This window comes from Rhizobium sp. CG5 (assembly GCF_023701945.1).
GTDB lineage: Bacteria > Pseudomonadota > Alphaproteobacteria > Rhizobiales > Rhizobiaceae > Allorhizobium.
The window spans coordinates 161,487-173,805 of the sequence record NZ_JABAEF010000009.1 but is presented as its reverse complement, the minus strand read 5'-3'; the positions used below and the strand labels follow the sequence as shown (position 1 = coordinate 173,805).

The window sequence follows — 12,319 nt, the reverse complement described above, 5'->3', positions numbered from 1 at the left end:
TCAATCCTCGCTTAAAAAACTGCCCTACTTGATCATCGGCAGCAGATCGCTCACCGACTTCTTGGCGTCGCCGTAGAACATGCGCGTGTTCTCCTTGTAGAACAGCGGATTTTCGATGCCGGAATAGCCGGTGCCCTGGCCGCGCTTGGAGACGAAGACCTGCTTGGCCTTCCACACCTGCAGCACGGGCATGCCGGCGATCGGCGAGTTCGGGTCTTCTTCGGCCGCCGGGTTGACGATGTCGTTGGAGCCGATGACGATGACCACGTCCGTATTCGGGAAGTCGTCATTGATCTCGTCCATTTCCATGACGATGTCATAAGGCACCTTGGCTTCCGCCAGCAGCACGTTCATGTGGCCCGGCAGGCGGCCGGCCACCGGATGGATGGCAAAACGCACCTCCTTGCCGCTGGCGCGCAGCTTGCGGGTCAGTTCCGAGACCGCCTGCTGTGCCTGGGCGACAGCCATGCCGTAGCCCGGAACGATGATGACGCTGTCGGCTTCGTTGAGGGCCGAGGCAACCCCTTCCGCATCGATGGCGATCTGTTCGCCCTCGATCTCCATGGCCGGTCCGCTCACCGTGCCGAAACCACCGAGGATGACCGATACGAAGGAGCGGTTCATCGCCTTGCACATGATGTAGGAGAGGATCGCACCCGACGAGCCGACCAGCGCGCCGGTGACGATCAAGAGATCGTTGCCGAGCGAGAAGCCGATGGCCGCCGCCGCCCAGCCGGAATAGCTGTTCAGCATGGAGACCACCACCGGCATGTCGGCGCCGCCGATGCCCATGATCAGGTGATAGCCGATGAAGAAGGCCAGCAAGGTCATCAGCACCAGGGTCCAGATGCCGGCGCCGTTGAAGAACAGGATTAGCAGGACAAGCGACGCGATCGCCGCGCCGGCATTGAGGACATGCCCGCCGGGCAGTTTCTTCGCCTTGCCGTCCACCTTGCCGGCCAGCTTGCCGAACGCGATGACCGAGCCGGTGAAGGTGACGGCACCGATGAACACGCCGAGGAAGACCTCGACCTTGAGGATGGCGATTTCCACCGCATCCTTATGGGCAAGCTTTTCGGCAAAGCCGGCCAGTGTCGTCAGATCACCGCCGGCGGCTTTGAGGGCCAGAACGGTTCCGAGTTCAAGCTCGGCATTGTAGCCGATGAACACGGCGGCGAGGCCAACGAAGGAGTGGAGTGCCGCAACAAGCTGCGGCATCTCGGTCATCTGGACGCGGCTTGCCACGTAATAGCCCATGACCGAGCCACCGGCGATCATCAGCAGAATGATGAACCAGTTGCCGACACCGGGGCCGAACACCGTGGCGATCACGGCCAGGCCCATGCCGGTTATGCCGTACCACACGGCGCGCTTGGCGCTCTCCTGGCCGGACAGGCCGCCGAGCGACAGAATGAAAAGAACAGCCGCAGCGATATAGGCGGCGGAAACGATACCGATCGTCATCAATCTATCCCCCTCAAGACTTCTGGAACATGGCGAGCATGCGCCGGGTGACGAGGAAGCCGCCGACGATATTGATCGTGGCGATCAACACCGACAGTGAGGCGAGGATGACGACGAGCCAGTTGCTCGACCCGACCTGCAGCAGGGCGCCGAGAATGACGATGCCGGAGATCGCGTTGGTCACGGCCATCAGCGGCGTGTGCAGCGAATGGCTGACATTCCAGATCACCGAGAAGCCGATGAAGCAGGCCAGCACGAAGACGATGAAATGGCCCATGAAGCTTTCCGGTGCATAGGCGCCGACAAACAACAGCAGCAACGTCGCAACCACCAGCAGGCCGACCTGGCTCTTTGTCTGGGCCTTGAAGGCGGCAATCTCGTTGGCGCGCTTTTCCTCGGGCGTGAGTTCCTTGGCCTTTTCCTTCGGCTTGGCAGCCGCAATCGCCTTGATCTTCGGTGGCGGCGGCGGGAAGGTAATCTCGCCCTGATAGGTGACCGTCGCCCCACGGATGACGTCGTCTTCCATGTTGTGGACGAGCTTGCCATCCTTGGCCGGCGTCAGGTCGGTCATCATATGGCGGATATTGGTGGAATAGAGCGTCGAGGACTGCGCGGCCATGCGGCTCGGGAAGTCCGTATAGCCGACCACGGTCACGCCATTGTCGGAGACGATCTTCTGGTCCGGCACGGTCAGGTCGCAATTGCCGCCGCGTTCGGCGGCAAGGTCGATCACCACCGAGCCCGGCTTCATGGCGGCCACCATGTCGGCCAGCCACAGCTTCGGCGCATCGCGGCCGGGGATCAGCGCCGTGGTAATGACGATGTCGATCTCCGGCGCCAGTTCGCGGAACTTGGCGAGCTGCTTTTCGCGGAACTCCGGCGAGGACGGCGCGGCATAACCACCGGTCGCAGCCCCATCCTGGGCCTCGGCGAAATCGAGATAGACGAACTCAGCGCCCATGCTCTCGATCTGCTCGGCCACTTCAGGGCGAACGTCGAAGGCATAGGTGATGGCACCGAGCGAGGTGGCCGTGCCGATCGCCGCAAGACCGGCGACGCCGGCGCCAATGACCAGAACCTTGGCGGGCGGCACCTTGCCGGCAGCCGTCACCTGGCCGGTGAAGAAGCGGCCGAAATTGCTGCCGGCCTCGATCACGGAGCGATAACCGGCGATATTGGCCATCGACGACAGCGCATCCATCTTCTGGGCGCGGCTGATGCGTGGCACCATATCCATGGCGATCACATTGGCACCGGTCGACTTGGCCTGTTCGAGCAAGTCCTTGTTCTGGGCCGGATAGAAGAACGAAATCAGCGTCTTGCCGGACGAAAGCCGCTCGACTTCCGCCGGTTCCGGCGGACGCACCTTGGCAATCACGTCAACCGTTGCAAACAGCGCTGCGGCAGTCTCCACCACCTCTACTCCGGATGCACGATACGCATCGTCGGAAAAGCCGGCCGCTTTGCCGGCTCCCGTTTCGATGACGCAATCATAGCCCAGCTTCTTCAGCTGGACCGCGCTGTCCGGGGTCATGGCGACCCGCGCCTCCCCTTGAAAAATTTCCCTTGGCGAACCGATTTTCAAGCCAATCTCCCCTTAGTCCAAGACAGTCATTTCAGTGAACTTTAGTCATCATTTCAAAGCGGACACGATCAGAAGGCGCCCCGTCTGTCCAGCCCAATCCGCCCGCATAATGGCGGTTTTTCCCCGCCAACGGGACTGATTTAACAGGTTTACGGCGTCTGTCGCAAAAAATGCAGATTACGTCCGAAATGCGACGATGCGCCATGGCCCGCCCCCCGGTTTTCCGCGGCGACGGGATGGGCAAATGGCGCTGAAAATCCAATGCGCTTTGGATCCGTCAGGCCCCGTAACACTCACTCCCCACGCCGTGTCATGAACTCGTGCAGCACCAGATCGCAGAGCCGCTCGGCAACCGGCGTGCTGCGTTTGCCCTTGAGGGTGATGAGGTGATAGGGCGCAACGATGATCGGCGTGCGGATATCGAGCCGGCAGAGACCCGACCCCGTCGTATGGCGACAGAGCAGATCCGACACCTCGTTCGACATCGGCGCGATGGCATACGAGGTGGCGAGCATGGCGATCATCACCAGAAGTGACGTCGTGTTAACGATATCCGAAGGAATTGCCGCACCCGTTTCGATGAAGGCGTTTTCCACGGCCTGGCGCACCGGTGCACCAGGCCCCTGCATGACCCAGGAGAAATGCACCAGATCGTTCATCTCAAGTTTGGAGGCAAAGGCGAGCGGATGGCTCTGGTGCACAAGCAGGTCCACTTCTTCGATGCGGGCGTGGCGAACATCAAATTGCCGTGCATCCATCCCGGCCGGAATTCGCCCCAGAATGAAGTCCAGCTGGCCCGAGCGCAGGTCGGAAATCAGCTGACCGCTGGACCCCACGTCGACATGAATATCGGCAGTCCGGGCTTCGGCCTTCAAGGCCCGGATTGCCGGTACGATATAGCCGAGAGCCCCGCCGGTCACCGCTCCAACCCTAACCGAGCCGATCAGCCCGCGCTTGATCGCATCAATCTCGCGGGCCGCCTCGCGGAACTCTTCGAGAAGCCCATGCGCCCGTCTCGCAAGCGCCATTCCAACCGCCGTCGGCTCCATGCCTTTCGGCGTTCGGATGAACACAGCAGCGCCCACCAGCCGTTCGACATCGGCCAGCATCCGGGATGCCGCCGGCTGGGTAATCGACAGGTCGTGGGCCGCGAGACTGAGCTGGCCGGTCTCGGCAACAGCCTTGATCAAGCTAAAATGTTTGGGCTGCAAACGGCTGGCAAGCGTGTCGGTCATAGGTCACATATCAATGATGGTATGCAGTATGTCAAATAATTCATTTGATCGATATGCCCCGGACGATAAGAGTCGCGACCGGATCAAGCCGCACTGTCTGCGTGCTGGTTCTTTTTCGGGCGGCTGGCAGACGGAGCTGGGGTCGCCTGCAACATTGGGAGGTTCCTGTGAAAAAGTTCACCGCTATAATCGCGTCCATCGCTCTGGGCGCATCGCTTCTGTCCACCGCCGCATTTGCGCAGGACAAGGGCACCGTTGGCATCTCCATGCCGACCAAGACCTCGACCCGCTGGATTTCTGACGGTGAGACCATGGAAAAGCTGTTCAAGGAAGCCGGCTACACCCCGGACCTGCAGTTTGCCGATGACGACATCCCGAACCAGCTGGCCCAGATCGAAAACATGGTCACCAAGGGTGCCAAGGTTCTCATCATCGGCGCCATCGACGGCACGACCCTGTCCGACATCCTGCAGAAGTCTGCCGATGCCGGCGTCAAGGTCATCGCTTATGACCGCCTGATCCGCGACTCGGGCAATGTCGACTATTACGCAACCTTCGACAACTTCCAGGTCGGCGTTCTGCAGGCAACCTCGCTCGTCAAGGGCCTGAACCTCGACGCCGCAACTGAAGCCAAGAATGTCGAACTCTTCGGCGGTTCGCCGGACGACAACAACGCCTTCTTCTTCTATGATGGCGCGATGTCGGTTCTGCAGCCCCTGATCGATAGCGGCAAGATCGTCGTCAAGTCCGGCCAGATGGGCATGGACCAGGTCGGCACGCTGCGTTGGGACGGTGCCGTGGCCCAGGCCCGCATGGAAAACCTGCTGTCCTCGACCTACACCGACGCCAAGGTTGACGGTGTTCTGTCGCCTTACGACGGCCTGTCGATCGGCATCATCTCGGCTCTCAAGGGCGTAGGCTATGGTTCCGGCGACATGCCGATGCCAATCGTCACCGGCCAGGACGCCGAACTGCCGTCCGTCAAGTCGATCCTGGCTGGCGAACAGAATTCGACCGTGTTCAAGGACACGCGCGAACTCGCCAAGGTCACCGTCGGAATGGTGGAAGCCATCATCGGCGGCAAGGAACCGGAAATCAACGACACCAAGACCTATAACAATGGCGTCAAGGTCGTTCCGTCCTTCCTGCTGAAGCCGGTTGCCGTCGACAAGTCGAACGTCAAGGAAGTTTTGGTTGGCGCCGGTTACTACACCGAAGACCAGATCAACAACTAAGATCTGCAGTTTTTCCGGGGTCCGCGATCCGTCGCGGGCCCCTTTCTATCATGATGAGGGAGCTTGCATTGTCGGTCTGACCTGATCGTTAAGCAGGCTGGCGTGGAATTCTTGCACATGGACAAAATCATTCTCGAGATGCGGGGCATCACCAAGACGTTTCCGGGCGTCAAGGCCCTGGACAATGTCAATCTGAAGGTCCGCGAAGGCGAAATTCACGCGCTTGTCGGTGAAAACGGCGCCGGCAAATCGACCCTCATGAAGGTGCTGAGCGGCGTTTATCCAGCCGGCACCTATGACGGCGAGATCCACTTCGACGGCGAACTCCGTCGCTTCTCGACCATCTCCGACAGCGAACACCTCGGCATCATCATCATTCACCAGGAACTGGCGCTCGTCCCGCTCCTGTCGATTGCCGAAAACATCTTCCTTGGCAATGAAATCGCCACCAAGGGCGTCATCCACTGGCCGCAGACCTTCGCGCGCACCAAGACGCTGCTGGACAAGGTCGGCCTCAAGGATTCGCCGGCGACCCGCATTACCGATATCGGCGTCGGCAAGCAGCAGCTGGTGGAAATCGCCAAGGCGCTCTCCAAGAAGGTCCGCCTTCTCATTCTCGACGAACCGACGGCCTCGCTCAACGAAACCGATTCCGACGCGCTGCTGCAGCTGCTGATCGAATTCCGCAAGCAGGGCATGACCTCGATCATCATTTCGCACAAGCTGAACGAGATCAAGAAAGTCGCCGACAAGATCACCATCCTGCGCGACGGCGGCACCGTCGAAACGCTCGACTGTCACAGCGAAGATATCGGCGAAGACCGCATCATCAAGGGCATGGTCGGCCGCGAGATGGAAGACCGCTATCCGCCGCGGGTTCCCAATATCGGGGAAACGCTGCTGGAAGTGAAGAACTGGAACGTCTACCACCAGAACCATCGCGACCGGCAGTTCCTGCATGACGTCAATTTCAACGTCCGGGCCGGCGAAGTGGTCGGCATTGCCGGACTGATGGGTGCCGGACGCACCGAAACCGCCATGAGCGTGTTCGGCAAGTCCTGGGGCCACAAGATCACCGGCGATGTCTCGATGCGCGGCAAGCCGGTCGACGTCAGTACCATTCCGAAGGCGATCGACGCTGGCCTTGCCTATGTCACCGAAGACCGCAAACACCTCGGTCTCGTGCTGATCGATAACATCATGCACAATACAACCCTGTCGAACCTGAAAGACGTCTCGTCCAATGGCATCATTGACGACCGCAAGGAAGCCAAGGTCGCCACAGACTACCGCGCCAAGCTGCGCATCCGTTCGCATTCGATCTATCAGGAAACGGTCAATCTCTCGGGCGGCAACCAGCAGAAGGTCGTTCTGTCCAAATGGCTGTTCACCAACCCGGACGTTCTGATCCTCGATGAACCAACCCGCGGCATCGACGTCGGGGCGAAGTTCGAAATCTACTCCATCATCAACCAGCTTGCCGCCGAAGGCAAAGGCATCCTGATGATCTCATCGGAAATGCCCGAACTTCTGGGAACCTGCGACCGCATCTACGTCATGAACGAAGGACGTATCGTCGCTGAGCTTTCAAAGGAAGAAGCAAGCCAAGAATCCATCATGCGCGCCATCATGCGCTCCGGGGAGAAACATTAATGGTCACCGAAGCCAAATCCGAAACGTCCAAAACATCCGTCGGGGACTATCTGAGGAAGAACATTCGCGAATACGGCCTGCTTGTCGCACTCGTTATCATCATGGTGTTTTTCCAGATCGTGACCGGCGGCGTGCTGTTCAAGCCTGTCAACATCACCAACCTGGTGCTGCAGAACTCCTTCATCGTCATCATGGCGCTCGGCATGCTGCTGATCATCGTGGCGGGTCACATCGACCTGTCGGTCGGATCGATCGTTGCCTTCGTCGGCGCACTCTCGGCCATCATGCTGGTCAAATGGGGCGTGCACTTTGCCCTGGTCATTCCGCTATGCCTTATTCTCGGCGGCATGATGGGTGCTGCCCAGGGCTATTGGGTCGCCTATCAGAAGATTCCGGCCTTCATCGTCACGCTGGCCGGCATGCTCGTTTTCCGCGGCCTGACCTATCTCGTGCTGCAGAACCGTCCGATCGGTCCGTTTCCGAAGGAATTCCAGATCCTCTCGACCGGTTTCATCCCGGATCTGCTGTCCTTCTCGGATCCTGCGACCAGCCTGATCAAGAACTATTTTGCCCTTGTCGTCGTCCTGGTCCTCGTGGCTGCCGCCATCTATTCCGGCTTCCGCAATCGTCAGGTGAACGAGCAGCATGGCACAGAGAACGAACCCTTCGTGTTCTTTGCCGCGCAGATGGCGATCATCAGCATCGTTGCCGTCTTCCTCGGCTTCCAGCTGGCCACCTATCGCGGCCTGCCGAACGTTCTCGTCATCATGGGCGTGCTGATCGCACTCTATGCTTTCGTCACCACCCGCTCCACGATCGGCCGCCGTATCTATGCGATGGGCGGCAATGAGAAGGCGGCCAAGCTGTCCGGCATCAACACCGAGCGGCTGACCTTCTACACCTTCGTCAACATGGGCGTGCTGGCAGCCCTTGCCGGCATGATCATCGCCGCCCGCCTGAACTCGGCAACGCCGAAAGCCGGCGTCGGCTTCGAGCTCGACGTCATCGCGGCCTGCTTCATCGGCGGCGCCTCGGCGTCCGGCGGCGTGGGCAAGATCACCGGCGCGGTCATCGGCGCGCTCATCATGGGTGTCATGAACAACGGCATGTCGATCATGGGACTCGGCATCGATTACCAGCAGCTGGTCAAGGGACTGGTGCTGCTCGCTGCCGTGTTCTTCGACGTCTACAACAAGAACAAAGCAGTCTGAGGAAGCACGAACATGTATCTCTCGCAACTCAAGACCGGCGGCGTCATCAGCCGCGAAGGCGATGTCGCGCGGCTGGTGAACGGCGTGTCGAGCACCTATGATCTGGCGACAGCCGCCATTGCCGACGGCATCAGCCTTGCCCTCGCCGTCGAGCGGCGCGGCCTTGGCGAGACGGTCGATCTGGTAGCGCTGGCCGACAAGGGCGCGCTCGATTGTCCGGTGCGCCATCCAGACGCCGGCCACATGGCCCTGACCGGCACCGGCCTCACCCATACCGGCTCGGCCTCGGCCCGCGACAGCATGCATGCCGACACGGCCGGCATGAGCGACAGCATGAAGATGTTCCGCATGGGCATGGAGGGCGGCAAGCCCAAGCCCGGTGAAAAGGGCGTTCAGCCGGAATGGTTCTACAAGGGCACCGGCACGATGGCGGTTGCCCCAGGCGACCCCCTGGTTTCGCCGTCCTTTGCGCTCGATGGCGGCGAAGAGCCCGAGATTGCCGGCTACTATATCATCAGCGCCGACGGCACGCCGTTCCGCCTTGGCTTCTCGCTGGCCAACGAATTCTCCGACCACGTCACCGAGAAGATCAACTATCTGTTCCTGGCCCATTCCAAGCTGCGTCCGGCCTCTTTCGGTCCGGAAATGCTGGTCGGCGCCCTGCCGGACGAAGTGATCGGCACCTCGCGCATCTGGCGTGGCGGCGAAGTCCTGTGGGAAAAGCCCTTCCTGTCGGGCGAGGCGAACATGTCGCACACCCTCGCGAACCTGGAATACCACCACTTCAAGTACAGCCTGTTCCGCCAGCCGGGCGACCTGCACGTGCACATGTTCGGCACCGCGACCCTGTCGGTCGCCGACGGCATCACGACGCAAGCCGGCGATGTCTTCGAGATCAGCTCGCCGCAGTTCGGCCTGGCATTGAAGAACCCGTTGAAGATTGCGGAAGAAGACAATCTTCGCATCGAAATGCTTTGAGCTCCGGGCCGCCGTATCGCGGCCCATCACGACCGCATTGAACAGAATCGAGACACGCCATGAGCGCTTTCAAGCCAGCAGCCTGGCCCCGTAAACTCCGGTCGCAGCATTGGTATGGCGGCACGTCGCGCGATACCATCTATCACCGCGGCTGGATGAAGAACCAGGGCTACCCCCACGACCTCTTCGACGGTCGCCCTGTGATCGGCATCATGAACACCTGGTCAGATTTGACCCCCTGCAACGGCCATCTGCGCGACCTGGCCGAAAAGGTGAAGGCCGGCGTCTGGGAAGCCGGCGGTTTCCCGGTTGAGGTCCCGGTCTTCTCGGCCTCGGAAAACACCTTCCGCCCGACGGCGATGATGTATCGCAACCTCGCGGCCCTGGCCGTCGAGGAAGCCATGCGCGGCCAGCCGATCGACGGCGCGGTCCTGCTGGTCGGCTGCGACAAGACCACGCCATCGCTGCTGATGGGCGCCGCCTCGACCGACATCCCGTCGATCATGGTCACCGGTGGCCCGATGCTCAACGGTTATTTCCGTGGCGAACGGGTCGGCTCCGGCACGCATCTGTGGAAGTTCTCCGAAGCCGTCAAGGCCGGCGAGATGACCCAGGAAGAGTTCCTGGAGGCCGAAGCCTCCATGTCGCGTTCGACCGGCACCTGCAACACCATGGGCACGGCCTCGACCATGGCCTCGATGATCGAATCGCTCGGCATGGCGCTCTCCGGCAATGCCGCGATCCCGGCCGTCGACAGCCGCCGCCGCGTCATGGCGCAGCTCTCCGGCCGCCGCATCGTGCAGATGGTCAAGGACGATCTGAAGCCTTCCGACATTCTGACCAAGCAAGCCTTCGAGAATGCCATCCGCACCAATGGCGCGATCGGCGGCTCGACCAATGCCGTCGTGCATCTGCTGGCCATGGCCGGTCGCGTCGGCATCGACCTGACCCTCGACGACTGGGACCGCTGTGGCCGCGACATCCCGACGGTCGTCAACCTGATGCCATCCGGCAAATACCTGATGGAAGAATTCTTCTATGCCGGCGGCCTTCCGGTTGTCCTGAAGATGCTCGGCGAAGCCGGCAAGCTCCACAAGGACGCGCTGACCGTCTCCGGCGGCCCGATCTGGGACGAGGTCAAGGACGTGCGCAACTGGAACGAGGACGTCATCCGTCCCGTCAGCGAAGCCCTGACCCAGCAGGGCGGCATTGCCGTTCTGCGCGGCAATCTGGCGCCGAAGGGCTGCGTGCTGAAGCCGTCTGCGGCCTCGGTCCATCTGATGCAGCATCGCGGCCGCGCCGTGGTGTTCGAGGATATCGACGACTACAAGGCCAAGATCAACGACGAGGCGCTCGACATCGACGAGAACTGCGTCATGGTGCTGAAGAACTGTGGTCCGCGCGGCTATCCGGGTATGGCCGAAGTCGGCAATATGGGCCTGCCGCCGAAGGTTCTGCGCAAGGGCATCACCGACATGATCCGCATTTCGGATGCGCGCATGTCCGGCACAGCCTATGGCACGGTTCTGCTGCACACCTCGCCGGAAGCCGCCGTCGGCGGTCCGCTGGCGATCGTTCGCAACGGCGATATGATCGAGCTTGATGTCGCCAACCGCCGCATCCACCTCGACATCACCGACGAGGAAATGCAGCTGCGTCTGTCAGCCTGGCGTCCGTCCGTCGAGCCCCCGGCCAGCGGCTACGCCCGCATGTTCCACGATCATGTCGAAGGAGCCGATACCGGCGCCGATTTCGACTTCCTGAAGGGTTGCCGCGGCAGCGACGTCGGCAAGGATTCGCACTAAAGGATTGGCCTGGTTCCAAGTGAACCGGGCCAGCTTAAGCTTCTTTTGTTTTCGTTTGTCGTTTCGGGCAAACCGAACATCCCTGACAAACGCCAAGAACGGATTGGGATCATGACCGCAACGGATCGCATTGCACTGGCGCTGGCAGGCGTCGGCAAGATTGCCCGCGACCAGCACATTCCATCGGTAGAGAATGGCGGCGATTTCGTCATAGAGGCCGCCATCAGCCGCCATGGCAAGATCGACAGCGCCGAGAACTTCGAAAGCTATGACGCGTTCTTGACGGCACGGCCGGACATTCGCGCCATCTCGCTCTGCACGCCGCCGGAAGTGCGCTTCGACATGGCCAAGAAGGCGATCGCCGCCGGTCTCGACGTGCTGCTCGAGAAGCCGCCAGCTGCCACGATCGGCGAAGCGCAGGCTCTGGCTGAACTCGCCGACAGAGCCGGCGTCTCGCTGTTTGCCACCTGGCATTCGCGCTTTGCCAACGGCGTGGAGCCGGCCCGCGAATGGCTGTCCGACAAGACAATCGCCGGGATCGAGATCACCTGGAAAGAAGACGTGCGGCGCTGGCACCCCGGCCAGGCCTGGATCTGGGAAGCCGGTGGCTTCGGCGTTTTCGATCCCGGCATCAACGCGCTGTCGATCCTGACCGCCATCATTCCCGGCCAGACCCTTGTCGAAAAGGCATCGCTGTCCTTCCCCGCCAATCGCCAGCAGCCGATTGCCGCCAGCCTGCAGATGAGAAGTGCCGCAGGGGCGCCGATCACCGCTGAATTCGACTGGCGCCAGGAAGGGCCGCAGACCTGGGATATCGTCGTTACGACGGATCAGGGCACCCTGCGGCTCGCAAAGGGCGGTGCGGAACTCTATATAGACGAGACGCTGACCATCGAAGGGCCGGATCGGGAATATGCCCGCATCTACACGCGCTTTGCGGAACTGGTCCGCAGCCGGACCAGCGATGCGGATTTCCAGCCGTTGCGGCTTGTGGCCGACGCTTTCCTCACGGCAGAGCGTCACGAAGTCGAAGCCTTCATCGAGTAAAACGGCCCCGGCAGTCAGCCGGTGCCGGGGACCTTGATCGCAGACGAAGGCATTCGGCAGACGTGGCGGCCGACAAGGCCAGTCGCTCTGCGATAACCAAATGATT

At 61.2% G+C, this 12,319-nt stretch carries 9 protein-coding genes; 6 read left to right on the top strand and 3 right to left on the bottom strand.

The window, feature by feature from the left end; genetic code table 11:
• Positions 1-24 precede the first annotated feature (24 nt).
• The 3 genes from HGO38_RS16510 to HGO38_RS16500 form a co-directional block, all read right to left on the bottom strand.
• Entirely contained in the window at positions 25-1,464 is a 1,440-nt protein-coding gene (locus tag HGO38_RS16510; RefSeq protein WP_250956994.1) for an NAD(P)(+) transhydrogenase (Re/Si-specific) subunit beta, read from the bottom strand.
• 13 nt (positions 1,465-1,477) lie between these two features.
• Entirely contained in the window at positions 1,478-3,049 is a 1,572-nt protein-coding gene (locus HGO38_RS16505) for a Re/Si-specific NAD(P)(+) transhydrogenase subunit alpha (protein ID WP_250956993.1), read from the bottom strand.
• Positions 3,050-3,342: 293 nt separating this feature from the next.
• Positions 3,343-4,284: a LysR family transcriptional regulator gene (locus HGO38_RS16500; protein ID WP_250956992.1), complete on the bottom strand. Its 942-nt coding sequence runs from the start codon at positions 4,282-4,284 to the stop codon at positions 3,343-3,345.
• 185 nt (positions 4,285-4,469) lie between these two features.
• On the opposite strand from HGO38_RS16500, the gene chvE reads away from it, so the two are divergent.
• The 6 genes from chvE (at position 4,470) to HGO38_RS16470 (ending at position 12,213) form a co-directional block, all read left to right on the top strand.
• Positions 4,470-5,519 (top strand): multiple monosaccharide ABC transporter substrate-binding protein, encoded by a 1,050-nt coding sequence (gene chvE / locus HGO38_RS16495; protein ID WP_502941584.1) that lies wholly within the window; start codon positions 4,470-4,472, stop codon positions 5,517-5,519.
• A 117-nt stretch (positions 5,520-5,636) separates the two neighbouring features.
• A complete protein-coding gene (mmsA, locus tag HGO38_RS16490) occupies positions 5,637-7,172 on the top strand; it encodes a multiple monosaccharide ABC transporter ATP-binding protein (RefSeq protein ID WP_250956990.1) in 1,536 nt (511 codons plus the stop codon).
• Entirely contained in the window at positions 7,172-8,383 is a 1,212-nt protein-coding gene (gene mmsB / locus HGO38_RS16485) for a multiple monosaccharide ABC transporter permease (protein WP_250956989.1), read from the top strand. The genes mmsA and mmsB overlap by 1 nt, the downstream gene beginning before the upstream one ends.
• A 12-nt stretch (positions 8,384-8,395) precedes the next feature.
• Entirely contained in the window at positions 8,396-9,361 is a 966-nt protein-coding gene (araD1, locus tag HGO38_RS16480) for an AraD1 family protein (protein WP_250956988.1), read from the top strand.
• Between the two features lie 59 nt (positions 9,362-9,420).
• On the top strand, positions 9,421-11,166 hold the full coding sequence (gene araD, locus HGO38_RS16475; protein WP_250956987.1) for an L-arabinonate dehydratase: 1,746 nt from the start codon (positions 9,421-9,423) through the stop codon (positions 11,164-11,166).
• 111 nt (positions 11,167-11,277) lie between these two features.
• Positions 11,278-12,213: a Gfo/Idh/MocA family protein gene (locus tag HGO38_RS16470; protein WP_250956986.1), complete on the top strand. Its 936-nt coding sequence runs from the start codon at positions 11,278-11,280 to the stop codon at positions 12,211-12,213.
• The last annotated feature ends 106 nt before the right edge of the window (positions 12,214-12,319 follow it).